Below are 23,994 nucleotides of genomic sequence, written 5' to 3'. Positions count from 1 at the left end.
GGGTCTCGATGGCGAGTCCCGAGCAGGCGGTCACGGCCGCTCCGGCGGAGACCCCGGAGCGCGCGGCCAAGCGGCGGTCGGCGACGCGGGGCGCGTTCTTCGCCGAGTTCGTCGACATGTTCGACATCTATCTGCCGACCGTGATCCTCACGCCGGCGCTGATCTACTTCCAGCCGGCGGGGAGCGTCGACCCCGGGCTCGCGGCGATCTTCACGTCGCTGGTGTTCGTGACGACGCTGGTGGGCCGGCCGATCGGCGCCGCGGTGTTCGGCGCGCTCGCCGACCGCATCGGCCGGCGGCGCAGCACGATCATCTCGGTCACCGGCTTCGGCGTGATCACTCTGCTCATCGCGCTGATCCCGGGCTTCTCGACGATCGGCGTCGCCTCGTACTGGCTGCTCATCGTGCTGCGCTTCCTCGACGGCATCTGCCTGGGCGGCGGGTACACCGGCGCGTTGCCGCTGGCCATGGAGTACTCGACGAAGAGCCGCCGCGGCCTGCTCGGCGGGGTCATCCTCGCCGCGTTCCCGCTGGCCTACGTGGTGATCACGCTGCTGGGCCTGGCGTCGTTCGCGCTGTTCCCGCTCGCCGGACCGGACTCGCCGTACGCGGTGTGGGGCTGGCGCGTGCCGTTCGTGCTCGGCGCGCTGCTGGCGTTCGTCCTCGCCGCCTACTACGTGCGCAGCGTGTCGGAGTCGGAGATCTGGGAGGCCGCCGAGGCCGCGAAGGCCGAGGGCACCTCGCAGGGCGGGGCGGGCCGGCCTCTGCTCGCCGTGCTGCGCAGTCCGACGTTCCTGCAGGTCTTCGGTATGATGACCGGCTTCTGGCTGACCCAGAACCTCGTGACGCTCTTCCTGCCCACGACGGTGCTGCGCAACCTCGTCGGCCTGACGAACACCCAGCTCACCGTCGCGCTGCTGATCGCCTACGTGTGCCTGGTCGGGAGCTACATCGCGTCCGGCGTCATCGGGCAGCGGATCGGCCGGCGACGCTTCTTCGTGATCGCCGGCGTCCTCATCGCCACGGTCGGGGTGGCGCTGATGGCGGTGCTGGTCAACGGCAAGGGCCTGCCGTTCGGGCTGGTGGTGCTGGTGGTGGTCGCGTTCTCGGTGGTCGTCACCGCGCCCTGGGGCGTCGTGCTGCCCTACATCACCGAGCGGTTCCGCACCGACGTCCGCGCCTCGGGGTTCGGGCTCGGGTTCAGCGTGTCGGTGGTGATCCCGTCGTTCTACGCGTTCTTCCTCGAGGGCCTCGGCGGGCTGATGCCCTACGCCGCGGCGGTGCTGGTGCTGCTGGCGCTCGGCGGCGTCCTGGGCGCCGTGGGCGCGGCGGCGGGCCCGGAGACCAAGGACGTCGACTTCGAGTGAGGTGCCCTGCGGGCATGTGAGCAGAAATCAGTGCTCCAGCACTGATTTCCGCTCACCTGGGTGAAGCCCACCTCTGCTGCTCGGCGAGGAAGTGGGCGGCGTCGGCGGTGGCCGGGTAGAGGGCGCGGTAGTGCGCGTGGAACGCGTCGTAGAGCGCCGTCCGCTCGGGGTCGGGGGACACCGTCGCGACCACCGGGTTCCATCGCGCCGCGTCGGCGTCCACGCCGATCGCGCGGGCGGCGAGCAGCGCGTCGCCCAGCGCCGCACCCGTCGTGTCGGCGGGCACCTGCTGCTCCCGGCCCGTCACGTCGCTGACGATCTGCGTCCACAGCCCGCCGCGGGTGCCGCCCCCGACGGCGACGAGCCGAGGCGAGGGGCCGCCCGCGTCCCGGAACGCCTCGAGGTTGTGGCGCACGCCGTGGGCGGTGCCCTCCAGCGCGGCGCGGTAGAGCTCGGCGCGGCCGTGCGACGTCGTCAGCCCGAGGACGAGACCGCGCGCGTCCGGGTCGGAGATCGGCGTGCGCTCGCCGGCGAAGTAGGGCAGCAGGAGCAGCCCGCGCGCGCCGGGCGGGACCGCGGCGGCCTCGTCGAGCAGGGTCGCGTAGTCGGCGCCGACGAGGTCGCGCAGCCAGGCGGTGACCGCCCCCGACGTCGCCATGCCGGCCGCGGTCGTGAACGACCCCGGCGCGACGCCGCGCGTGGCCCACAGTGCCGGGTGCCGCACCGGCGCGTCCGTCACCTGGACCAGGAACATCGTCGTGCCGTACATGACCATCGTGTCGCCGGCGGTCTCGACGCCGACGCTCGCGGCCTCGGCCCAGGCGTCGATCGTCCCGGCCGTCACCGGCGTGCCCTCCCGCAGGCCCGTGGCCCGCGCGGCCGCGGCCGTCACCGTCCCGGCCACCTCGCCGGGCCAGAGCAGGCGGGGCAGCGCGAGGCCGGGGGCGACGACCTCCGCGAGGTCGGTGGCCCAGCCGGCGGCCTCGAGGTCGTACATCGGGTCGCACTGGCTCGCCGAGTGGTGGTCGAGCACGTACTCGCCGGTGAGCCGGTGGACGAGGAAGGAGCTGGCCATGAGGAACAGCCGCGTCCCGGCGTAGACCTCCGGCTCGTGGCGCTGCAACCACCGCCACTTCGGCCCCACCGCCTGGCTCGACAGCGGCGTCCCGCCCCGCGCGACGATCTCCTCGCCGCCGATCTCCTCGGTCAGCTCCGCGATCTCGGCCGTGGCCCGGGTGTCGACGCCGTAGAGGATCGCCGGCCGCAGCGGTCGCCCGTCGGCGTCGGCGGGCAGCAGCACCGGGCCGATGCCGCTGACGCCCACAGCGTCCGGGGTGCCGTGGGCGAGCAGCTCGCGCAGGAGCGCCGCGACGTCCGCCCACCAGACGTCCTCGGCGTCGTGCTCGACCCACCCCGGGTGGGGGAACGACGTCGCGTGCTCGACGTCCGCCCGCGCCACGACGTGCCCGTCGCCGTCGACGAGCACGCCTTTCGACGACGACGTCCCGATGTCGATGCCCAGCACCAGGCTCATGCGACGAGTGTCCCGGACCCGGCGTCTGGCACCCTGCCGCCGTGACGGGCGACGACCAGCAGGACCAGCCGGAGGTCATCGGGAGAGAGCTCGCGGCCATCGCGGCCGAGGAGCTGGCGGCCGAGGTCGCCGCCACCAGCCCGCCGCCGTGGGGTCCGCGGCCCGACCTCGCCGCGACGGCCCACCGCCCGACCCCGCGGACGCTGGCCCTGGGGCTCGGGTCGGCCGTGGTCGTCGCCGGCGTCGTGGTGTGGGGCGTGCGGCGCCGACGCTGACGGGCTCATGCGAGCCAGTGCAGCCACGTCCCGTGCCCGTCGACCCAGGCCAGCGGCTGGTGCCCGTCGCGCACGAGCAGCGACGGTGACGGAACCGGGGGTGGGTCGGGGAGGTCGGGCAGGTCGTCGTACACGGACGTCGCCTCGTTCGCGAGCCGGACGACGCCGAGGTCGGCGACGAGCTCCGCGAACGCCGCCCGCCGCCCGGACGCGACGTAGGCCAGCACGGCCGAGTGGAAGACGACGAGCGTGGCGTCGGCCGGGGCCTGCGCGGCTAGCGCGGGGAGGTCGTCGACGAGGTCGCCGCGCACGATCCGCGGCGGGTCGGCCCGCGCCACCGCGACGGCCGCGTCGAGCCGTTCCTCGCGTCCGTCCTCACCCGGCCAGAGCAGGCAGCGCAGCCAGTCGACGTCCTCGGGGTCCCGGACGTCGAGCGGGTCGAGGTCGATCCCGCCACGCCAGACGACGTCGGGCGTCGCGGTCGGCACCGGGGCCGGGCCGCCGACGTCGCAGGTCAGGACCGGCTCCCCGCCGAGCCGGCGGCCGCCGCCGGGCCACCGGAAGTCGTAGCCGTAGCGGTCGGGGTAGAGGCAGAGCCCGGCGCTGGCGCCGACCTCGAGCAGGGCGAGCGGCCCAGAGGGCAGCGCCGGCAGCAGCGTGGCGCAGCGGGCGGGCTCGTTGGTCTGGGTGCGGCGGGCCAGCATCGTCGCCGTCACCTCGTCGCGGCGCCCCAGCACGACGTCGCGGAACGCCGGGTAGCCCGCCGGCACCCCGGCGAGGTGACGGACGGTCGCCAGCAGCAGGTTGGGCTGGCGCTTGCCCGGCGGGAGGCGCTCGAGCAGCGTCAGCACCTCGTGGTCGTCGGCGACACCGAGGGTCAGCTCCTGGTAGAGCGGGCTGCGGCCCTCGGCCTCGTGCACCGCGAACCGCCGGTAGTTGTCGGCGACGGTGCGCTCGAGCTCGTGCCCGATCACCAGGCGAGCGGCAGGCGGTGCAGCCCGTAGATCAGGGTGCGGTGACGGAACTCGGGCTCGCCGTCGAGCCGCAGCGTCGGGAACCGCCGGAACAGCGCGGGGAACGCCACGCGCATCTCGATGCGGGCCAGCGGCGCGCCGAGGCAGTGGTGGATGCCGTGGCCGAAGGCGAGGTGCGGCGACGGGGCGCGGGTGACGTCGAGCGTGTCGGGGTCGGCGACCACCTGGGGGTCGTGGTTCGCGGCGGCCAGCGAGCCGATCACCAGGTCCCCGGCGGCGACCGGGTGACCGCCCAGCGTCGTGTCCCGCACGACCGCGCGCGGGAAGCCGCCGTGCACGACGGTCAGCCAGCGCAGCAGCTCCTCGACCGCGGCGTCGACGCTCTCGGGATCGTCGCGGACGCGGGCAAGCTGGTCGGGGTGCTCGAGCAGCGCGAGCGTGCCCAGCGACAGCATGTTCGACGTCGTCTCGTGCCCGGCGACGAGCAGCAGGTTGCCGATGCCGACGAGCTCGTCGTCGGTGACGTCGCCGGAGTGCTCGCGGATCAGCATGCCGAGCAGGTCGTCGCCGGGGTCGGCGCGGTGGCGGGCGACCAGCGAGGTCATGTAGGCCCGCGACTCGTCGGCCAGGCGCATCCGTTCGGGCGGCGGGGTCGTGCCGTCGAGCGTGCGGGCGCTGCGCTCGGTGAACTCCGCGCGGTCGTCGTAGGGGACGCCGAGCAGCTCGCAGATGACCATCGACGGCACCGGCAGCGCGAAGTCCTCGACGAGCTCCGTCCGGCCCGCGCGCTCCATCGCGTCGAGGTGCTGGGTGACGATCTCCTCCACCCGCGGGACCAGCCGCTTCATCCGCTTGACCGTGAACTCGCCGGTGAGCATCCGCCGCAGCCGCGTGTGGTCGGGCGGGTCCTGGCCGAGCAGGTTGCCGGCCTGGCGCCGGCGCCACTCCTTCATGTCCCGCCCGGCCTCGACCATCGCCGGCGGCGGGGGCACGGCGTCGAGCCGGAAGCGCTCGGGGTCGCCGTGCAGCTCACGCACGTCGGCGTAGCGGGTGACCATGGTCGCCGCGTGCCCGAACGGCGTCGCCACCCGGGCCGTCTCCCCCGACGCGCGCAGGGCCGTGACCTCGGGCAACAGCTCGAAGCCGTCGCGCTGCGCGGCCACCTCGCCGGTCCACGCCTCGTGGGCCACCTGGTCGGTCATCCCGGTCCTCCCGTCGACGGCGTCGGGTCCCCTCACCCCGATCGTGCTCCTCGACGCCGGCGCACGCCCACCCGTGACAGAGACGTCCCGTTCGGACGCGCACCACCGGTGCGAGCAACGCGGCATTGCTGGCGTCCACCGCCAGGATCGCCACATCCTCGAGGCGCCGACACGCCGTCAGGGCAGGGGGCGGGCGTCGGCGCGCAGGCTCGCCCACGGGTCGGTCTTGCGGGCCAGGCGCCGCGGGATCGAGCGGACGTCGTGCTGGTCGGGCGTGACGCGGCCGAGCTCGTCCCAGTCGAGCGGGGTCGCGGTCGGTCCGCCGGGGCGGGCGCGCGGCGAGTAGGGCATGACGGCGGTCTGGCCGTAGGCGTTGCGACCGATGTCGAGGAACGTGCGCCCGCCGCGGGCGTCCTTGCGCACGGCCGTCGTCAGGTCGTCGGGGTGCTCGGCGACGACGGCCTCGGCGATCTCCTCGGCGACCTCCCGGACGCGGTCGTGCCCGGCGGACCCGTCGAGCGGGGCGACGACGTGGTAGCCGCGGCTGCCGGTGCTCTGCAGGTACGCGACGAGCCCGCGGCCCTCGACGGCCGCCCGCACCGCCCGCGCGACGTCGCGGATGCCGGCGAGATCGGCGGTCTCGCCGGGGTCGATGTCGACGATCAGCCGGTCGGGGTGCTCCAGCGACCCGGCCACGGCGTTCCAGCCGTGCAGCGTCACCGTGCCGAACTGGACCAGCCGGACGAGGTCGGCCACCTCGGCGACCTCGGGGTGGTGCACGACGTCGTCCGCGCCCCTCTTGGCATCGCGGCGCGGCGTGTCGACGGTGTGCAGGCCCTTCGGCGCCCGCTGCCCGGCGTCCTGCTGGACGAAGCCGCCGGCGTCGAGCCCGTCCGGGAAGCGCTGGAGGGTCAGGGGCCGGTCCGCCAGGTGCGGCAGGACCGTGCCCGCGATCGCCTCCCAGTAGCGCGCGAGATCGGCCTTCGTGAGGTCGTCGCCGCCCTCGCGGGCGGGCAGGAGGACCTTGTCGGGGTGGGTGACGTCGATGCCGGCGACGGTCAGGGCCTGCATGCCCAGCGTTTGCCTCCGGCTGCGGGGTGACAAACCCGCCGGTCGTGGACCGTGTCCGGCTCTCGAAGCGCATGTCGCGCGTACTGCGCCACGACCCGGCCCGCGTCGGGCTGACGCTCGACGCCGAGGGGTGGACGCCGCTCGACGCGCTCTGCCGCGCGCTCGGGGTGGCGCGCGCGGACGTCGAGGACGTCGTCGCGCACGGCTCCAAGCAGCGCTTCGAGCTCGCCGGCGACCGCGTCCGCGCCCGCTACGGCCACTCCCTGCCCGGCCACGTCGAGCTGCCCGCCGCCGTGCCGCCGCCGACGCTGTTCCACGGGACGTCGGTGGCCGTGGTGGACGCGATCCTGCGCGAGGGCCTGAGCGCCGGCGGGCGCCAGTACGTGCACCTGTCGCCGGACCCGGACACGGCCCGCACGGTGGGGGCGCGCCACGGCCGCCCGGTCGTGCTCGGCGTCGACGCCGGCGCGGCGGCCCGCGACGGCGTCGTCTTCCGGCGGGGCAACGACGACACGTGGCTCACCGACGCCCTCGACCCCCGCTACCTGCGCCGCGCCTGAGCACCGGGGGTCGTCAGCGTGGCGTCCACGCTGACGTTCATCGTCAGGAAGTCCGCCGGCTCGGCAGAGCCAGGACGAGATCCACCAGCACCCGCGGCCGGACGTCGACGCCCGCGAGCCCGTCGAGGCGGTGCCACGCGAACGCGAGGTGCGGCTCCTGGCTCACGGGGTCGGCGGCGTCGATCTCGACGGCGAAGACGTGGTCGATCTCCCGGTGCGCTTCGCCGTCCTGCACGAAGTCGTTGCGCACCTCGCCCAGCGCCTCGACGACCGTCGCCCCGACGTCGATCTCCTCCCGCAGCTCCCGCACCACCGCGTCGCGCGGGCTCTCGCCGTCCTCGACGTGGCCGCCGGGGAAGAACCAGTAGCCGGCGACGAGGTCCCGGACGAGCAGCAACCGACCGTCGCGGACGATCACGGCGCGGGCGACGACCTCGGGCACGGCAGGGATCCTGGCCGCCGCGAGGTCACGAACGGGTCACGGCGTCGCCGAACCGCCACCACGCCCCTGCCCACCCTCCCTAGCGTCCGCAGCCATGACCGAGCGCGGACGGGCGTGGCTGATGGGGCTGGGCCTGGTGCTGCTCATGCCCGTCGTGGCGCTCGGGCTCTCCCTCGTCTCGCCGGCCTTCGGCAAGACCGTGTCCTGGACCAGTGCGTCCGGGCTCCTCGCCGCCGTGCTCATGGCGCTGATCGTCCTGCTCGTCTCCCGCGTGCGGGGCCTGACGCGGGTGCTCGGTGTCGAGATCGGCGTGCGGGTGCACCGCCGGCTCGGGGTGGCGGCGGCCGGGTTCACGCTCGCGCACGTCGTGGCCTCGATGCTGCACTCCCCCAAGGGCCTCGGGATGCTCAACCCGTTCCTCGTCGGCCCGCCGATCCAGGCCGGCATCGCGGCGACGGCGCTGATGGTCCTGGGCGTCGTGGTGCTGCCGCGGCGGGCCGTCCGGCGCTACGGGCAGATCGCCCGGGTGCACGCCGTGCTCGGGGTCCTCGTGGTGCTGCTCGTCGGGGTGCACGTGTGGCTCTTCGGGCACCTGGCGGAGAACCCGCTGGTCGGCGTCCTCGGCGCGCTGCTCGGCGCCGTCGTGCTGGTCGTCCTGCTGCAGCGCTGGGTGGTGCGGCCCGCGCTCGGCACGGGCGCCTACGTCGTGACGGCGGTCCGCCCGGAGTCGCCGAGCACCTCGACGCTCGTGCTCGCCCCGACCGCCTCCGCGCTCGACCCGCCGCCCGAGCCCGGGCAGTTCGTGTGGCTGCGCCTGCGGCGCACCCCGGTCGCGGAGGAGCACCCGTTCACGATCGCCGCCTCGACCCGCTCCGGGCTCGTCGAGCTGACGATCCGCGACCAGGGCCCGTTCAGCGGCGGCCTGCACGACCTCGAGCCCGGCCGACGGGTGTGGCTCGACGGGCCGCACGGCGCGTTCGTGCCCCCCGAGGTCGCGGAGCGCGCGGACGGCGGGCTGGTGCTCATCGCCGGCGGGGTGGGCGTCACGCCGATCATGAGCATCCTGCGCGCCCACGCCGCCGCGGCCGACCCGCGTGCCCACACCCTGCTGCTCGCGGAGTCCGAGGGCGAGGCACTGTTCGCCACCGAGATCCTCGCGCTGTCGCACCGGCTGGACCTGTCGGTGCTGCGCACCGGCGGGCGGCGCGTGGACCCGGAGATGCTCAGCTCCGTGCTGCCCGACGGCGTGCCCGAGAGCCACCAGTACTTCGTCTGCGGGCCGCCCCCGCTGGTCGGCGCGACGCTGCACGGGCTCGGCCGCCTCGGCGTCCCGGCCCGCGCGATCACGACCGAACGCTTCGGCTGATCCCGCCGTCCACCACGATGGGGGGTGTGGCGCGACGGTGGTTCCTGCTGGGCCTGCTGGGCCTGCTCGCCGTGCTCGCCGCCTGCTCCGCGCCGGCCCCCGCCCCACCGCCCGACCTGCGCGTCATGACCTGGAACGTGCAGACCCACGCCCACGAGCCCGGCGAATGGGCCCCGACGATCGCCCAGGCCCGCCCGGACGTCGTCGCCCTGCAGGAGATCTGCGCCGGCGAGGCCGACGAGCTGGCCGACATCCTGCTGCACGACTGGGGGCTCACCTACCAGTCGGTCCCCGGCCCGGTGCGGCCGCCGACGCGGGCCGAGGCGCGCGCTCCCGTCAACGCCGCGCTCGGCCCGGCCTGCAGCACCGGCCCCGACGACGTGCAGTTCGGGCTGGCCGTCCTGTCACGGCTGCCGGTGAGCGCGCCGGCCGTCGTCACCTACCCGCCCGACCGGCGCGACGAGCAGCGCGGCTACCTGAGGGTGCGGGTGACCACGCCCGCGGGCGCGGCCGTCACCGTCCACGACACCCACCTGGGGCTGGGCGGCGTCGCCGACGCGCAGGTCCGCGAGCTCGCCGACGACGCCGCCCGCGCGACGCCGGCCGTCGTGTTGGGCGACCTCAACCTCCCCGCCGGCGACCCCGGGCTCGCGCCGCTGCGAGAGGGCCTCACCGACGTCGACCCCGGCGGCCGCTTCCCCACCACGCCCGAGGGCGCCATCGACCACGCCTTCCTGCGCGGGCTCACGCCCGTCGGGCCGCCCACCACGCCCCCGACCAGCGCGTCCGACCACCTCCCACTCGTCGTCGACCTGCGGGTGACGCCGTGACCGGCCGCTTCGTCGTCCAGCGACACCACGCCTCGACGCTGCACTTCGACGTCCGGCTGGAGATCGACGGCGTGCTCGTGTCGTGGGCCGTGCCCAAGGGCCCGTCGACCGATCCCCGCGTCCGCCGCCTCGCCCGCCGCGTGGACGACCACGCGCTGTCCCACCTCGACGTCGAGGGCCGCCTCGGGAGCGGCACCGTGATCGTCTGGGACACCGGCACCTACACCATGCGCGACGCCGACAGCTCGCCCGCCGAGGCGCTCGCCGCGGGCCACCTCGTGGTCGTGCTCGACGGCCGCAAGCTCGCCGGCGCCTACGCCCTCACACAGACGCACGACGACTACTGGCTCATGGTCAAGACCCGGGACGAGCACGCCGGCGACCCGATCGCCGACGACACCTCGACCCTCACGGGCCGCACCAACGACGACTACGCCTGAGCCGGCACCGCGAGCACGTCGGCCAGCGGCGTCGCCGGGCGCCCGATCAGGCGGGCCAGGGTCGGGTCGGCCGGCGCGAAGTCGCCGCGGCGGGACGCCGCGAACATCGTGAGGAACATGCGCGCGGCCGCCTCGGGCACGCCGTGGGCCACCTGCTCGGCGACGAAGTCGTCGTCGGACACCACCACGCGGCGGATCGTCCGCCCGGCCGCCTCCGATGCAAGCGCGGCCACGTCGTCCATGGTCAGCGCCTCGGGCCCCGTCAGCGGTGGGGTGAGCCCGTCGAAGGTCTCGCTCGTCAGCGCCAGGGCGGTGACGTCGGCGAGGTCGCCGTGGGTGGTCCAGGCGACGGGGCCGTCGGCGGGCAGGCGGAGCTCACCGGTGTGCCACGCGCCCGCCAAGAGCACCGGCACCGTCGAGGCGTAGAAGCCGTTGCGCAGCGACGTCCACGCGACGCCGCAGCCGCGCAGGATCTCCTCGGTCGCGAAGTGATCGGGCATCGGCGCCATCGGCGAGGTCGGGTCGGCGCCCATGTGCGCGGTGTAGAGCACGCGCCGCGCCCCGGCCGCGAGGGCCGCCTCGATCGCCGTGCGGTGCTGGCGCAGGGCCTCCTCGCCCAGCACGTTGGCCGAGACGACCAGCACCTGCGTCGCGCCCTCGAACGCCGCGGCCAGGCTCGCCGGGTCGGTGTAGTCGCCGCGGCGGACGCGCGCGCCGCGCGCCGCGAGGTCGGCCACCTTCTCCGGCTCGCGCACGCTCGCCCCGACCTGCTCGGCGGGCAGGCGGTCGAGCAACCGCTCGAGGACGGCACGGCCGAGCTGGCCGCTCGCCCCGGTCACGACGATCATCGGCTTCTCCTGTTTCCAGCGGTAACGGTGAGACGGTAGCACCGTTGTTAGCGATGGAAGCACGATCTCGCTATCGTCGCCACCGTGGAGGACGAGAAGCCCCGCGCGCGGATCGTCGCGGCCGCGCTGCGCCTGCTCGAGGAGGGTGGGGCCGACGTGGTCTCGACGCGGGCGGTCAGCACGGCCGCCGGGGTGCAGGCGCCCACCATCTACCGGCTCTTCGGCGACAAGCAGGGCCTGCTCGACGCCGTCGCCGCCCAGGGGTTCGCGGCCTACACCGCGAGCAAGAGCGCCGGCGAGCCGCACCCGGACCCGGTCGAGGAGCTGCGCCGGAGCTGGGACGAGCACGTCGCGATGGGCCTCGCCCACCCCGCGCTCTACGAGCTGATGTACGCCCGCACCCGCCCCGGCTCGCCGGCCATGGAGGCGGCCGCCGCCGTGCTGGCGAAGCGGATCGGGCGCATCGCCGAGGCCGGGCGCCTGCGGGTGCCCGAGGAGCGTGCGGTCGCCCTCGTCCGCGCCGTGGGCGAGGGGACCACGCTGACGCTCCTCGCGACGCCCGAGGAGCACCGCGACCCGCAGCTCGCGGCCACCGCCCGCGAGGCCGTCATCGCCGCCATCACCACCGACGCCCCGGCTCTGGCGTCCCCGGGACCCGTGCCCGCGGCGTCGGCCCTGCGCGCGGCGCTGCCCGAGGTCGACGCCCTGAGCCCGGCCGAGGCGGCGATGCTGCGGGAGTGGCTGGACCGCATCACCGGCGCGCAGTGAGCCGGCTCCCCAGCGCGTAGCTGGTGGCGTCGGCGCGGTTCCGGGCGCCGATCTTGCCGTAGACGTTCGCGACGTGGCGCTCGACGGTGTGCACGCTCAGCGTCAGGGCGCGGGCGATCTCCTTGTTGCTGGCCCCGCCCGCGAGCAGGTCGAGCACCTCGCGCTCGCGCCGGCTCAGGGCGTCGACCGGGCACGTCCCGGCGCTGCGCTCCAGCCCCGCCCGCGACGCCGCGGCGAAGAGTGGCGCCCGCCAGTGCTCGTGCAGCCGCAGCGCCGCGGCGAAGTGCTCGGCGGCCTCGGCGTGCCGGCCCGTCGTGGCGCAGGTCAGCCCGAGGTAGTGGTCCACGGCGCCCCACCAGGCCACGACCCCGAGGTAGGCGATGCCGCCCCGGTAGGGGGCGAGCAGGTCGTGCAGCGTCGCCGCGTGCTCCGCGTGCCCGAGACGGGCGGCGCTCTCGGCGAGGATCCCGATGCTCCCCAGCCACAGCGAGTCCCGGCGGAGGACCGCACAGCGGTCCGCCACGAGGCCGTCGAGCGCCGCGTGCGCCTCCGCCGTACGGCCGGTCTCGGCGAGCAGGAGCGCGAGCTGGCAGCGGAAGGTGACCAGGACCGGCCACCGGGCGACCTGCTCCCGCACGGCGTCCTCGACCTCGGCGATGCGGCCCGCCTGGCGCAGCAGCAGGAAGCGCTGCGCGGCGGCGTAGAGGCCCGCCGGCTGGACCCCGAGACGCCGGCCCTCGCCCTCCGCCCGCCCGACCTCGTCGAGGGCGCCGTCGAGGTCGCCGTCCATCGCCGCGCGGGTGGCGCGGAAGACCTGCCGGTACCAGCGGACCAGGGGGCGGTTGCTGCGCCGCGCCAGCGCCGCGAGCCCGTCGATCTCGGCGTCCGCGGCCGCGAGGTCGTGCTGGAGGCGGTCGGGCACGAGCATCCGGCGGGCGCCGAGCTCGAGGTCCTCGTCGTCGAGTGACCGCGCGAGGTCGAGCAGTTCCCGCCCGACGGCGAGCCGTTCGTGGAGGTCGTCGGGACCGCGCATGACGTACTGCCGCGCCGCCAGGGCGCCGGCGAGGCAGTGCGGGTCGCCCAGGGTGCGGGCGTCGTCGACGGCCTGGCGGGCCAGCGCGCGGGAACGCTCGAGGGCCGGGCTCCAGTAGAGCTCCGCGGCCAGCCGGGCCCGCAGCTCGACGTCGGTGACGGTGACGGCGTCGTCGGGTCGCCGGGCGAGGGTCCGCTCGAAGGTCCGCACGAGCGCGACGTCGACCGTGCCGGCCGAGAGGACCTGGTCACCGAGCTCGAGCGCCGCGGCGGCCATCGCGGCGTCCGAGCCGGCCCGGGCGGCGAGCTCCCACGCCTCGTCCAGGGCGCGGCGGGCCTCGGTCAGGTCCCCCGCGCGGCCGGACGCCCGGCCCAGCTTGATCAGCAGGCCGCCCCGGGCGGGGTCCCCGGGCTCGACCAGGGCGAGGGCCTGCCGGGCCCAGTCGGCGGCCGTCCCGTGGGCCGTCGTCGCCGCGGCCCGGTCGGACGCGCGCTCGGCGAGGTCGCGGGCCCGGGCGCGCGCCGCGGGTGAATCGATCGCCTGCACGGCGTGGTGGGCGATCACCGCGGCGTAGGCGGGCTCGTCCGCGAACGGGGCGAGCGCGGCGAGGGCGCGGGCGTGCAGGACCACCCGCTGCGCGGGCGGGATCTGCTGGTAGAGCGCCTGCTGCACAAGGACGTGCCCGAAGCGGTAGTACGCGGTCCGGCCGGCCGGCGGGGTCAGCAGGCCCCCGCGGACCGCCGGGGCGAGGGCGGCGGCGACGTCCTCGGTCCCGGTCCCCCGCATCGCGGCGAGCAGGGACGGCACCACCTCGCGCCCGAGCACCGCGGCCTCGCCCAGCGCCTCACGGGTGTCGGCGGGCAGGCGCTCCACGTGTGTGCGGATCGCCGCCTCGGCCGACACCGGGACGGCCTCGGCGTCGCCGAGCCGCAGGACCTCGCCGAGGAAGAACGGGTTGCCGCCGGTCCGGTCGTGCAGCAGGTCCACGTCGAGGTCGGTGGCGCGGTCGGCGACGGCCCGCACGAAGGCCGCCGTCCCCTCCCGCGACAGACCCGCGAGCCGGAGCACGTCGGCGCCCGCCTCGCCCACGAGGGCGGCCACGGGGTGGTCGGCGGGCACCTCGCCGTCGCGGTAGGTGCCGACGCACAGGACGGGCTGGTCGAGCGTGGTGGTCACGGCGAAGCGCAGCAGCGCGAGGGACGCCTCGTCCGCACGGTGCAGGTCGTCGAACACGAGCACGGCAGGGCGGGCCGCCGCGGCGTCGGCGAGCAGCTCGGTGACCGTGTCGAACAGGCGGAAGCGGTCGCCGTCCGGCGCCGCGCCGGTCAGGGCCTCGAGCGCCGTCGTCCAGCGCTCGCTGCCCGCCGTCCGCGCGAACGACCGGAACACCTGGATCCACGGCCAGAACGGGGGTGCACCGTCGGTCTCCAGGCACCGGCCCCACGCGGCGACGTGACCGGACGCCCGGGCGTGCTCGACGGCGATCCGGGCCAGCGAGCTCTTCCCCACCCCGGGCTCGCCGGCGAGCAGGACGAGGCGGCCGTGACCGTCGGCGGCCTCGTCGACGCGCTGCCGCAGGCGGGCCTCCTCCCGGTCCCGTCCGATGAGCGCCCCGGCGGCCAGCACCTGCCTCAGCGTAGGTACTCCGACCCCGTCGACCCAGCCTCCTGCGCTGCGCGACGACACCGCTACCGCCCGCCACTACATGGTTTCCGGGATGTCGCGCCGCTCCCGCCGCGACCACGCTCGCACCATGACCGACCAGGTGGTGGTGACCGGGGCGAGCGGGTGGGTCGGCGGGCACGTGTGCCGGGTGCTCCACCGGCTCGGGTGGGACGTCGTCGGCGTCTCCCGCACGCCCGACCGGGCCCGCGCGGCGCACCCGTCGTGGCGGTGGATCGGCGTCGGTGACGAGCTCGAGTCGGCCGTCACCGAGGCCGGCCGCGTGATCAACCTGGCCGGTCGCAACGTCTTCGAACAGCCGTGGACCCCGGAGTTCGTCGCCGCGATGCGCGCGAGCCGGGTCGGGACGACGGCGCGGGTGGTCGACGCGCTCGGGCGCACCCGCGTCGCGAACCCGGTGCTGGTCAGTGCGAGCGGCTTCCTCGTCTGCGGCGACGGCGGCGAGGCGCCGCTCGACGACGACCGACCGGCGAGCCGCGAGCTCGTCCTCGGCGACGTCTACACCGACTGGGAGGCCACCGCCCGCGCCGCCGAGGGGCCGGCGCGGGTGGCGATCCTGCGGCTCGGAGTGGTCCTGGGCCCCGACCACGGCGCCTTCCCCCAGCTCCGGGCGCCCTTCGACGCCGGCCAGGGCGTGGTGCTCGGTAGCGGATGGCAGTGGGTTCCCTGGGTCCACCTCGTCGACGCCGTCGGCCTGCTCGTCGAGGCCCTGACCGACCCCCGCTACCGCGGCGTCGTCAACGCCGTGGCGCCGCAGCCGGCGCGGCACGACGACGTGGCCCGGGCCCTCGGCGAGGCGCTCGGCGTGCCCTGGCAGAGCTGGGTGCCCGACGACCAGGTCGTCGCGTCCCTGGGCGGGGCCGCCGAGCTGCTGGTGCACAGCCACCGCCTCGTGCCCCGCCGGGCGCTCGAGATCGGCTTCGAGTTCGCCCACCCCGACATCGCCGGCGCGGTCAAGGACCTCGTCGCCGCCGCACCACCACACACCGAGGAGAAGTCATGGACCGACTGACCGGCAAGGTCGCGATCATCACCGGCGGCGAGAGCGGCATCGGGCGGGCGTCCGCCGCCGCGATGGTCGACGAGGGCGCGCAGGTGCACCTCGTCGGCCTCGACGCCGACGCCCTCAAGCAGGCCGCCGCCGAGCTCGGCGACGAGCGCGCGGCGTTCACCCGCGCCGACGTCACCGACGAGGAGGCCGTGCGCCGGGCCGTCGGCGAGGCCGTCGAGCGCTTCGGGCGTCTCGACGTCGTGTTCTCCAACGCCGGCAACACCGGCGCCGTCGCCCCGATCGAGGACTACCCCTCCGACGAGTTCGCCCGCACCCTGCAGATCCACGCCCTCGGCGCCTTCCACATGATCAAGCACACCTCCCCGCACCTGGTTGAGGGCGCCAGCATCATCATCACCTCCAGCGTCGTCGGGCTCATGGGCTTCGCCGGCATCAGCGGCTACGTCGCGGCCAAGCACGCCCAGGTCGGGATGATGAAGGCCGCCGCCAAGGAGCTCACCCCGCGGCGCATCCGCGTCAACTCCCTGCACCCCGGGCCGACCTCGACGCCGTTCCAGGACTCCATCGAGATGCGCGCCACCGGCCTGCCCCAGCAGGAGGCCGCCGCCGCGTTCGACGACCTCGTCCCGCTGGCCCGCCACGCCACCCCCGCCGAGATCGCGAAGACCGTCGTCTACCTCGCCTCCGACGACAGCGCCTACATGACCGGCGCGACCGTCGCCGTCGACGGAGGTCTGACGATCTGACCGCAGGGGCAGGCTGGGGCCATGACCGTCGACTACGGCCCCCACGGATCGAGCCTGCGCGACCTGCCGCGGCTGCGGCGGACGCGCCGGCGCCGGTCGTCGAGCTGGGACCGCACCGGGGGCAACGACGACCGCGCGACCGTCCGCCCGGGCGGGACCGTGACGCTGCTCGACGTCGCCGGTGCCGGCGTCGTCACCCACGTCTGGATCACGGTCGCCGGCTCGCGCAGCCTGCGGCACCCGACGGGCCACGTCCCCGACCTCCTGCGCCGCCTCGTCCTGCGCGCGTGGTGGGACGGCGAGGAGCACCCCAGCGTCGCGGTCCCGCTCGGGGACTTCTTCGGCGTCGGGCACGGGCGGACCACGAACTTCGTGTCGCTGCCCCTGCAGATGAGCCCGGAGGACGGCAAGGCGTTCAACTGCTGGTTCGCCATGCCGTTCGCCGCGGGCGCGCGGATGGAGATCACGAGCGAGGTCGACGACGCCGACGTGCTCGTCTACTCCTACGTCGACTACGAGGAGCTCGACGAGGTCGGCGACGACGTCGGGCGCTTCCACGCGCAGTGGCGCCGGCAGCTGACCCAGGGCGTCCGGCCGGGCCCGTCGAACGCGGACTACCAGTTCGGGGGCACCAACCTGACAGGAACCGACAACTACACGATCCTCGAGGCCGAGGGGCACGGGCACTACGTCGGCTGCGTGCTCAACGTCCAGAACCGGCGCCGGACCCGGAAGTGGAACTGGTACGGCGAGGGCGACGACATGATCTTCATCGACGGCGACGTCTGGCCGCCGACCCTGCACGGCACGGGCACCGAGGACTACGTCAACACCGCCTGGTGCCCGACGCAGAGCTACTCGGCGCCCTACCACGGCGTCACCCTGACCGGCGGCAAGAACTGGCGCGGACCGGTGAGCCTGTACCGCTTCCACATCGAGGACCCGGTGGTGTTCCAGCGCTCGATCCGCGTGAGCATCGAGCACGGCCACGCCAACCGCCGCAGCGACGACTGGTCGTCCGTCGCGTACTGGTACCAGGCCGAGCCACACGTCCCGTTCGACCTGGCGCCGGTGGCCGAGCGCCTACCGCTGCGGTGAGCCCGTCAGTCCCACCAGAACTTCCACAGCCGGGCCCGGCGGATCTCGCGCGCGTACGAGCGCGGGGAGTACGGCTCGCGCCCGTCCTGTGGATCGATCTGGTCGGGGCAGAAGGCGAAGTGCTCTGCGGCGACGCGCTCCGACTCCTCGCGTGTCCGCGGTGGATCCGCCACGACGAGGACCAGCGTGAAACCGCCGATCCAGACCAGGGTCGCACCGAACCGCTCCTCCCAGCTCCGCAGGACCGCGCTGAGCCCGACGAGGTCCTGGTGTGGATAGTTGATGACCCCGCACCAGCCGAGCGCGGCCGGAACATCGGCCGGACGTTCGGCGTCGACGACCGCGAGAGAGGCGAGGTCGCCGGCCTCGCGCCCGAAAGACACCGCTTCGGCCAGCGTGGCGCGGCGCCGCGAGCGGTCGGTGCCCGACGCGCGGATCAACGGCGGGAACGCGCCGGTATAGGGGTCCAGGCACGCGCAGCCGTCGGGGCAGGGTCCAGGCCACCAGCGGGACAGCACCTCGGCGGGGTCGTGCTCCCCGACCGCGACCGCGAGGTCTGAAGGAACGGGCACCTCGCCGAACCACTGCGTCGTGTCGGGTCCGAACCAGACCGGAGAGCGTTGCGTCCTCGGGGCGGCCCGGAGGAGGTCCTCGTACGACCGTGCCGGATCGTCGACGTCGAGGTAGCGGAACGGGGTGGCTGAAGCAGGATCATCGATCGTCACACGAGGTTGGACGGTGCCCGCGTCCCCACGGTTCCGAGGACCTGGCGGGTGTGGACGTGCCCCGCGGCGACCGAGGTCACTGGCCGTTCGACGAGGGTCACACCCCTCCGAAGTGGCAGGGCGACCCCGGCTCCACGCACCATCGGGCATCCGAGAGAGAGGTGCCCCCATGGACCCCCAGGAGCGCTACGACCGCTTCGTCTCCGCCCTCGGCTTCCGTGCCGGCATGGCCGACACGGCGACGCCCGGACTGGAGCTGACCGACCTCGACGGCGAGCCCGTCGACCCGACCGTGCACCTGCACGTCTGCCCCCAGACGCTCGCCGAGCACGTGGGCGTCGACGACGTCGAGACCCCCGCGGTGCCCGAGGCCGGCGACGTCGAGTCCGACGAGCTCGACGACCCCGAGGCCGCGCGCCTGCAGACCCTCCTCGCCCAGATCGAGGAGGCGATCCTCGTCCGCGAGCCGGGGCACGACCACCTCGTGCTCGTCGACGGCGGCGTCAGGGCCGTGACCTCGGCGGACGCCTGACGCTCAGTTCCGCGACGCCCGGCGGGCCTCGATGTCGTCGGCGCTCAGCGCGACGGCGACGCAGAACGTCTCGGACGCCTCAACGGCCGTCCTGGCTCGCTGTAGGTAGGCGGCCGCCGGGTGGCGTGCGCACAGCATCGCCACGGCACGTCGCACGTTGTCGGCGGTCCGAGCGATCTGCTCCTCGAGCGGCGCGCCGGCCACGGGAACGATCTCGGCGCCGTGGTGGCGCTGTGCCGCGATCACACACATCGCCACGGTCTTCGCCCGGACCCCGGTGAGGGGGCAGCGCGCGCGGAGGAAGCTCGGCTCGTCGTCTCCGGTCATCGGCGCTCCCTCCACGACGGTCGTTGAGCATCGCCGGGACGGACCTCCGAAGCGCCGTGGCGCGCCGGTGGAGAACCGGACATCCGGCGCAATCATCCGAACGCCTGCGGGCAGGAGCGCGGGGTCGCCACGCTGGTCCACCGGGAGGTGGCGCCGCGTGTCCGATGGCTACCAGGTCGACGTCACCGCGCTGCGGGCCGCCGCCGACGGCATCGCCCGCACCGTCGGGCAGGTCAGTGCCCACCCCGTGGCGGGGCTGGCCGACGGCGGGGACGCCCTCGGCCACCCACGTCTGGCGACGAGCCTCGCCGCGTTCTGCGAGCGCTGGCAGGCCGGGGTGACGCGGCTGGTCGAGGACGGCCGCGCCGCGGGCGACCACCTCGGCCAGGCCGGGGCGGCCTACTCCCGCGCCGACGAGGCCGGCCACCAGGGCCTCGACGGCGTCGTGCGCGGCACGGGCCCCGACCCGGCGCCGCGCTGATGGCCGAGCTCGGCGAGTCGATCGACCCACGCGCCCTCGTGCCGGGCGAGCCCGACGCCGCGCGGGCGATGGCCCGCTCGATGAGCGCCTACGCCGGCAACCTGCACCAGGCCGGCGACGGCCTGGCGGCCATCACCACGCCGGAGGGCTGGACGGGCGAGGCCGCCGACGCGTTCCGTCAGCGGTTCGCCGTCCAGCCGCCGGCGTGGCAGGACGCAGGCGACGCCTTCACCACCGCGAGCCGGGCCCTCGACGTCTATGCGGAGACCCTGGAATGGGCTCAGCGCCAGGCCGCCGAGGCCGTCCGTGTCTCGGGCGAGGCCGGGCCCCAGGCCCGTGATCTGCTCAACCGGGCTCGGGGCCAGCTCGTCGTTGCGGGTGACGACGCCGCTCGCGCGCTGGACGAGGCCGCCGCCATGGCGCCGGAGCAACACGGCGTCTGGGACGGCGTCGGCGCCGTCCTCGGCGATATCGGTGACGCCGCCGTCGACGTCGGGCGCAACGTCGTCAACGCCGCGGCATCACTCGGCAACGCCGCCGTCCACCATCCCGCCGACGTCGCGGCGATGTTCGGTGGTGCCGGGTTGATGCTCGTCGGCGGGGCCGGTGAGGTCGGTGGTGTGGCACTCGACGCCACCGGCGTGGGCGCCCCGGCCGGCCTGACGCTCAACGTCGCCTCGGCCGGCCTCATCGCGACCGGTGCCGGCATCGCGGGCGCGGGCGCGATCTCGGTGGCGATGAACGCCAGCGGCGAAGACCGTGTCGAGCCCCTGGGTTCAGGTGACAGGCAGCCTCACTTCCCACAGCGTCCGTCAGCACAGCAACCGGCGACAGCGAACCCCCGCTTGACCAACATCGTGCGACGTCTGTACCGAGGAGCAGACTCACCGACTCGCACAGGGGACGGCACCACGGCCGACGCGATCCGTGCCGAGCGAGCCACCGGCGACCGTGTCGGGAACAAGCTCCACACGAGGAAGGGGAACGAGTCCGTTCGAGCCCTTCGGAACTGGCTACGCCGCAACCCTGACGCGTCGCCCGAGGATCGGGCCGTCGCCACAAACGAGATGAACAATCTCCTCGACGCCCTCGGGAGGAACTGACATTGGAGAACGAGGACGTTCCCATCAACGAGGAGAACGGCCGTCGCGTCGCCGACGCGGTCGCCGCAACATCGTCCACGGCTGCCCAGATGGTTCGACAGCACGAGGCAGAGCACGGAGAGGTGCTGCCCACGATCCTGCTCGATGAAGTCGGGGGCTGGTTCGTTGCCAGCCACGGGGCCGACACCGACGCGATCCGCGCCGTCGACGCAGTCAACGAACTCCACCAACACGGCGACGACGACATCCAGACCATCGTGATCACCGGTTTCCTCGAAGCCATGCCACATGTCGGTCACGCCGATCGAGGGGTCGTCGAACTCCTCCCGACGCCTCTTCGAGCAGAGCTACGACGGATGGAGGACGGAAGCACGGTCTGAGAGCGCAGAACGGGCTGGCCGACCCCGACGCGCCGGGCAGGACGTCGTGGCCATCCGGAATCGGACACCGAACTGACCAGCGCGAACTTCTCAGGCCGCGTCCAGTGCCCCCGCCTGGAGGACCTGCTGCGGCATGGGGCGGTCGAGTGACCAGGTGATCGAGATCGGCCGCTCGCCACGGTGGTCGACGGGTCGGGCAGTGCCCAGACAGAGGAAGGGTGCCCCGCCGCCGAACTCGTCGCTGCGGGCTGTACGCACGAACAGCACCACGTGGCTCGTGCCCTCGACGTAGCGACGGCCGACCGCTGACGCGAGCGTCGTCGAGTTCTGCGATTCCCAGTGGAACAGCTCGTGGGACATCGGGTAGTCGCGGTAGCGCGTCGAGGGCGCGAACTCCTTCTCCTCCTTCCGGAGGGTCACCAACAGCGCGTCGACGTTCGTCGCCTCCGAGTAGACGACGCCTGCGGCCTGACCCCGCGTCTTGCGCCTGCCATCGGCCCACCCGATGCCGGCCAGGACCTCGTCGCGGCGGTAGGTGCAGTGCGATCGCAGTTCGACGCCCGGGATCTCCAACGGCCCGGGGACCGTCCGCGCCGCGTCGGCGCCGAGCGCCATCAGCACCCCGGCCTCCTCGACGACGGCAGGGTGCGCGCGCAGGGTCTCGAGTGCGTCGTCGATCGAGCCGTGCCCGCCGAGGTCGGGCCAGACCGTGTACACGAGCATGTGGGCCAGCACCCGGTCCGCAGGCGTCAGATCGCCGAGTCCTGGGCTGCCGGGCTGCATCAGCCGCTGGTAGACGGCCGCCCGCTCCAGGTCGTCGACGTGGACGAGGCCGCTCACCCGCCGCAGCAGTTCGTCTTCTCGTGGTCCCGGCGAGGCGGTCGCGAATCCGGCGTCTCGGCGCAACGCCGTCCAGCTCTCGCCGGCCCTGCCGTAGACGTCAGACAGGTCGTGACCGCTCGCCTCGAGGTAATGCGGCAGTGAGAGGTCCCCGTGCGAGCGCACGTCGTCGACGAGCACTTTGCGACCACCGCGCAGCCCGTGCCGCACGTTCGCGAGGACGACCTCCTGCGCCACCCGGTCGAGCAGCAGGCGGCAGCCCGAGGGAAGGAACGGGAAGCCCTGCTCGACGTCGCGGACGAGCCCTGCGCGCGACGACCCGGTCAGCGCCCGGTAACGGACGTCGAAGCGGAACTCTTGGCGGTGCTGACCGATGAAGTCGAGCACGGTCAGGACGGCCTTGTCCTGCGCGCGGCGAAGACCGCGCCCGAGCTGCTGGAGGAAGATGGTCGCGCTCTGCGTGGGGCGGAGGAAGAGCACGGTATCGACGAACGGTAGGTCGACGCCCTCGTTGTAGAGATCGACCGTGAACAGGCAAGCGACCTCGTGATCGCGCAGCGCCGACGCGGCCTGCTGTCGTTCGTGCTCCGGGGTGTCCCCCGTGACCGCCCGGGCCGGGATGCCCGCGGCGGTGAACTTCTCGGCCATGTACCGGGCGTGGGCCACCGAGACGCAGAAGCCGAGCGCGCGCATCTGACGGACATCGACGACGCGTTCGATGAGTGCGTTGAGGACGATCCGGGTGCGCGCGTCGTTGCCGGTGTAGACGCGGTCGAGCGATGCGACGTCGTAGGACCCCCGCTTCCACTCGATCGCCCGGAGATCGGTGTTGTCCGCGATCCCGAAGTAGTGGAAAGGGCAGAGGAGGTCCTGCTCCAGGGCCTCGGCGAGCCCGATCTCCACGGCGACACGGCCGTCGAAGAAAGCGCGGACGTCGACGCCGTCCGCACGATCGGGTGTGGCCGTGAGTCCCAGCAGCTCGGTCGCCTGGAGACGATCGAGGAGGCGTCGGTACGACGGCGCTTCGGCGTGGTGGAACTCGTCGATGACGGCGACGTCGACGTTCGGGATGTCGACCTCTCGCAAGGACTGCACGGAGGCGAACACGTGCTTCCACGCGGTCGGGCGCTGCCCGCCGACGAAGAGTTCGCCGAAGGTGCCGTCGCCGAGCACCTCGCGGTAGGTGCGTCGGGCCTGCTCGAGGAGTTCCTTGCGGTGCGCGACGAACAGCAGGCTCTTTCCGGCACCACCGAGACTGCGGTAGTCGAGCGCAGCGACGACCGTCTTGCCCGTCCCCGTGGCGGCGACGACGAGGTTGCGGTGGCGGTCGTGAACGGTGCGCTCGGCGAGGAGCGCCTCGAGGATGCGCTCCTGGTGCGGGCGCGGTCGCACATCCAGGCCGGAGAGTTCGAGGACCGTGGCGCCGGAACGGCCAGCCTGGGCGCCCAGCGCCCGGTCGAGGAGTTCGGCGTCGCGGTCCGGGTCGTAGGGCCGGAACTCCGGGTTGTTCCAGTAGGTGTCGAAGGTGGCCTCGAACTTGCGGACGAGGGTCGGCGTCGCGATCGCGGAGATGCGGACGTTCCATTCCAGCCCGTCGACGAGTGCTGATTTCGACAGGTTGGAACTGCCGACGTAACCGGTGTCGTAACCGCTCTCGCGCCGGAACAGCCAGGCCTTGGCGTGGAGTCGGGTCGTCTGCTCCTCATACCGGATGCGGACCTCGGCGCCGTACCGCCGGACCAACTCGTCGATCGCGCGACGTTCGGTACCGCCGAGATAGGTCGTCGTGATGACGCGGAACGGCACGCCCCGCTCGTGCAGCTCGGTGAGCTCGTCGGTTAGCAGCCGGGTCCCGTGGAACTTGACGAAGGCGCACAGCAGGTCCACCCGATCCGCACTCGCGAGCTCGGCACGCAACTCGGCGCCCAGTGACGGCTCGTCGGGGGTGTTGGTGAGCAACGCGGTGTCCGACAACGGCACGCTCGGTCGCACGATCCGTCGCACACCGGGAGCGACCGCGACAGAGAGCAGCTGCTCGAGCGCGACGACGGCGTCCTCGTCACCCGCATCGAGGAGGGACACGACGCTGTTGGCGACGTCCTCGCGACGCCCGTCGTCGGACTGCGACGCGAGAGCTCGCCTCACCACCTCGGCGACGTGCCGGGCCAGCACGTCCGACACGGCTGCTCGATCGACCGGAGCGAAATGCGCCGTGCCTGCCGCCACAGCCCGGAGACGTCGCTCGAGCCCGCGAGTCCGCAGGGACTCGTACAGGCCTTCGCCCAGTCCGTCACTCACCGTCGCAGCGTGTCACGGCGCGATCATGAGGCTCGCACTCGTGCATTCGGTGTAGCAGC

At 74.2% G+C, this 23,994-nt stretch carries 24 protein-coding genes; 14 read left to right on the top strand and 10 right to left on the bottom strand.

Annotated features, from left to right (window positions below):
• Positions 1-8: 8 nt before the first annotated feature.
• Positions 9-1,367, top strand: coding sequence for an MFS transporter (locus tag ABD994_RS08525; RefSeq protein WP_345412941.1), 1,359 nt, complete (start codon positions 9-11; stop codon positions 1,365-1,367).
• 52 nt (positions 1,368-1,419) lie between these two features.
• On the opposite strand, the gene ABD994_RS08520 is transcribed toward ABD994_RS08525, so the two are convergent.
• Complete coding sequence (locus tag ABD994_RS08520; protein WP_345412938.1) at positions 1,420-2,901, bottom strand: FGGY-family carbohydrate kinase; 1,482 nt, start codon at positions 2,899-2,901, stop codon at positions 1,420-1,422.
• 41 nt (positions 2,902-2,942) lie between these two features.
• Between ABD994_RS08520 and ABD994_RS08515 the strand changes: the two genes are divergently transcribed.
• The gene (locus ABD994_RS08515; protein WP_345412936.1) at positions 2,943-3,176 is read left to right on the top strand and encodes a hypothetical protein; all 234 of its coding nucleotides are present in this window, start codon (positions 2,943-2,945) and stop codon (positions 3,174-3,176) included.
• A gap of 5 nt (positions 3,177-3,181) precedes the next feature.
• On the opposite strand, the gene ABD994_RS08510 is transcribed toward ABD994_RS08515, so the two are convergent.
• The 3 genes from ABD994_RS08510 to ABD994_RS08500 all read right to left on the bottom strand — a co-directional run bounded on the left by ABD994_RS08510 (position 3,182) and on the right by ABD994_RS08500 (position 6,423).
• The gene (locus ABD994_RS08510; protein ID WP_345412933.1) at positions 3,182-4,150 is read right to left on the bottom strand and encodes a DUF2332 domain-containing protein; all 969 of its coding nucleotides are present in this window, start codon (positions 4,148-4,150) and stop codon (positions 3,182-3,184) included.
• On the bottom strand, positions 4,147-5,352 hold the full coding sequence (locus tag ABD994_RS08505; protein WP_345412930.1) for a cytochrome P450: 1,206 nt from the start codon (positions 5,350-5,352) through the stop codon (positions 4,147-4,149). The genes ABD994_RS08510 and ABD994_RS08505 overlap by 4 nt, the downstream gene beginning before the upstream one ends.
• A 177-nt stretch (positions 5,353-5,529) precedes the next feature.
• The gene (locus ABD994_RS08500; RefSeq protein ID WP_345412928.1) at positions 5,530-6,423 is read right to left on the bottom strand and encodes a DNA polymerase domain-containing protein; all 894 of its coding nucleotides are present in this window, start codon (positions 6,421-6,423) and stop codon (positions 5,530-5,532) included.
• 44 nt (positions 6,424-6,467) lie between these two features.
• On the opposite strand from ABD994_RS08500, the gene ABD994_RS08495 reads away from it, so the two are divergent.
• Positions 6,468-6,983: an RNA 2'-phosphotransferase gene (locus ABD994_RS08495; protein WP_345412926.1), complete on the top strand. Its 516-nt coding sequence runs from the start codon at positions 6,468-6,470 to the stop codon at positions 6,981-6,983.
• 43 nt (positions 6,984-7,026) lie between these two features.
• Here ABD994_RS08495 and ABD994_RS08490 read toward each other — a convergent pair whose 3' ends face one another.
• The gene (locus ABD994_RS08490) at positions 7,027-7,425 is read right to left on the bottom strand and encodes an NUDIX domain-containing protein (RefSeq protein ID WP_345412924.1); all 399 of its coding nucleotides are present in this window, start codon (positions 7,423-7,425) and stop codon (positions 7,027-7,029) included.
• Between the two features lie 94 nt (positions 7,426-7,519).
• Here ABD994_RS08490 and ABD994_RS08485 point away from each other — a divergent pair, with 94 nt between their 5' ends.
• From ABD994_RS08485 to ABD994_RS08475, 3 genes are read left to right on the top strand one after another with little or no spacing between them, the layout of a single operon-like run.
• The gene (locus ABD994_RS08485; protein WP_345412922.1) at positions 7,520-8,791 is read left to right on the top strand and encodes a ferric reductase-like transmembrane domain-containing protein; all 1,272 of its coding nucleotides are present in this window, start codon (positions 7,520-7,522) and stop codon (positions 8,789-8,791) included.
• A 26-nt stretch (positions 8,792-8,817) separates the two neighbouring features.
• Positions 8,818-9,621: an endonuclease/exonuclease/phosphatase family protein gene (locus ABD994_RS08480; RefSeq protein WP_345412919.1), complete on the top strand. Its 804-nt coding sequence runs from the start codon at positions 8,818-8,820 to the stop codon at positions 9,619-9,621.
• Positions 9,618-10,061, top strand: a complete 444-nt coding sequence (locus ABD994_RS08475; RefSeq protein WP_345412917.1) for a DNA polymerase ligase N-terminal domain-containing protein — start codon at positions 9,618-9,620, stop codon at positions 10,059-10,061. Before ABD994_RS08480 ends, ABD994_RS08475 begins: the two co-directional genes overlap by 4 nt.
• Here the strand turns inward: ABD994_RS08475 and ABD994_RS08470 are convergent.
• A complete protein-coding gene (locus tag ABD994_RS08470) occupies positions 10,052-10,909 on the bottom strand; it encodes an SDR family oxidoreductase (RefSeq protein ID WP_345412915.1) in 858 nt (285 codons plus the stop codon). The two genes, ABD994_RS08475 and ABD994_RS08470, sit on opposite strands and share 10 nt — an antisense overlap.
• Before the next feature lie 84 nt (positions 10,910-10,993).
• Here ABD994_RS08470 and ABD994_RS08465 point away from each other — a divergent pair, with 84 nt between their 5' ends.
• Positions 10,994-11,677 (top strand): TetR/AcrR family transcriptional regulator, encoded by a 684-nt coding sequence (locus ABD994_RS08465; RefSeq protein ID WP_345412913.1) that lies wholly within the window; start codon positions 10,994-10,996, stop codon positions 11,675-11,677.
• Here ABD994_RS08465 and ABD994_RS08460 read toward each other — a convergent pair.
• A complete protein-coding gene (locus ABD994_RS08460) occupies positions 11,661-14,336 on the bottom strand; it encodes an ATP-binding protein (protein WP_345412911.1) in 2,676 nt (891 codons plus the stop codon). The two genes, ABD994_RS08465 and ABD994_RS08460, sit on opposite strands and share 17 nt — an antisense overlap.
• 127 nt (positions 14,337-14,463) lie before the next feature.
• Here ABD994_RS08460 and ABD994_RS08455 point away from each other — a divergent pair, with 127 nt between their 5' ends.
• From ABD994_RS08455 to ABD994_RS08445, 3 genes are read left to right on the top strand one after another with little or no spacing between them, the layout of a single operon-like run.
• Positions 14,464-15,405: a TIGR01777 family oxidoreductase gene (locus ABD994_RS08455; protein ID WP_345412908.1), complete on the top strand. Its 942-nt coding sequence runs from the start codon at positions 14,464-14,466 to the stop codon at positions 15,403-15,405.
• The gene (locus tag ABD994_RS08450; protein ID WP_345412906.1) at positions 15,393-16,151 is read left to right on the top strand and encodes an SDR family NAD(P)-dependent oxidoreductase; all 759 of its coding nucleotides are present in this window, start codon (positions 15,393-15,395) and stop codon (positions 16,149-16,151) included. Before ABD994_RS08455 ends, ABD994_RS08450 begins: the two co-directional genes overlap by 13 nt.
• Before the next feature lie 21 nt (positions 16,152-16,172).
• Positions 16,173-17,249 (top strand): glycoside hydrolase family 172 protein, encoded by a 1,077-nt coding sequence (locus ABD994_RS08445; RefSeq protein WP_345412903.1) that lies wholly within the window; start codon positions 16,173-16,175, stop codon positions 17,247-17,249.
• A 5-nt stretch (positions 17,250-17,254) separates the two neighbouring features.
• Here ABD994_RS08445 and ABD994_RS08440 read toward each other — a convergent pair whose 3' ends face one another.
• Positions 17,255-17,974, bottom strand: a complete 720-nt coding sequence (locus ABD994_RS08440; RefSeq protein WP_345412901.1) for a DUF4253 domain-containing protein — start codon at positions 17,972-17,974, stop codon at positions 17,255-17,257.
• 169 nt (positions 17,975-18,143) lie between these two features.
• Here ABD994_RS08440 and ABD994_RS08435 point away from each other — a divergent pair, with 169 nt between their 5' ends.
• Complete coding sequence (locus tag ABD994_RS08435) at positions 18,144-18,506, top strand: hypothetical protein (protein WP_345412898.1); 363 nt, start codon at positions 18,144-18,146, stop codon at positions 18,504-18,506.
• Between the two features lie 3 nt (positions 18,507-18,509).
• Here the strand turns inward: ABD994_RS08435 and ABD994_RS08430 are convergent, their stop codons facing one another.
• A complete protein-coding gene (locus ABD994_RS08430) occupies positions 18,510-18,833 on the bottom strand; it encodes a hypothetical protein (RefSeq protein WP_345412896.1) in 324 nt (107 codons plus the stop codon).
• 157 nt (positions 18,834-18,990) lie between these two features.
• Between ABD994_RS08430 and ABD994_RS08425 the strand changes: the two genes are divergently transcribed.
• Genes ABD994_RS08425 through ABD994_RS08415 form a run of 3 tightly spaced genes read left to right on the top strand, consistent with a single transcriptional unit; the run spans position 18,991 to position 20,797 of the window.
• Entirely contained in the window at positions 18,991-19,314 is a 324-nt protein-coding gene (locus ABD994_RS08425; RefSeq protein WP_345412894.1) for a hypothetical protein, read from the top strand.
• Positions 19,314-20,417 (top strand): WXG100 family type VII secretion target, encoded by a 1,104-nt coding sequence (locus ABD994_RS08420; protein ID WP_345412892.1) that lies wholly within the window; start codon positions 19,314-19,316, stop codon positions 20,415-20,417. The genes ABD994_RS08425 and ABD994_RS08420 overlap by 1 nt, the downstream gene beginning before the upstream one ends.
• A gap of 2 nt (positions 20,418-20,419) precedes the next feature.
• A complete protein-coding gene (locus tag ABD994_RS08415; RefSeq protein WP_345412890.1) occupies positions 20,420-20,797 on the top strand; it encodes a DUF7674 family protein in 378 nt (125 codons plus the stop codon).
• A 90-nt stretch (positions 20,798-20,887) separates the two neighbouring features.
• Here the strand turns inward: ABD994_RS08415 and ABD994_RS08410 are convergent, their stop codons facing one another.
• Positions 20,888-23,935 carry a DEAD/DEAH box helicase gene (locus tag ABD994_RS08410; protein ID WP_345412888.1) on the bottom strand — a complete coding sequence of 1,016 codons (3,048 nt, stop codon included), beginning with the start codon at positions 23,933-23,935 and terminating at the stop codon, positions 20,888-20,890.
• Positions 23,936-23,994 lie beyond the last annotated feature (59 nt).

The sequence above is a fragment of the Actinomycetospora chlora genome (genome assembly GCF_039542135.1).
GTDB lineage: Bacteria > Actinomycetota > Actinomycetes > Mycobacteriales > Pseudonocardiaceae > Actinomycetospora > Actinomycetospora chlora.
This window is presented reverse-complemented; position numbering and strand designations above follow the sequence as displayed.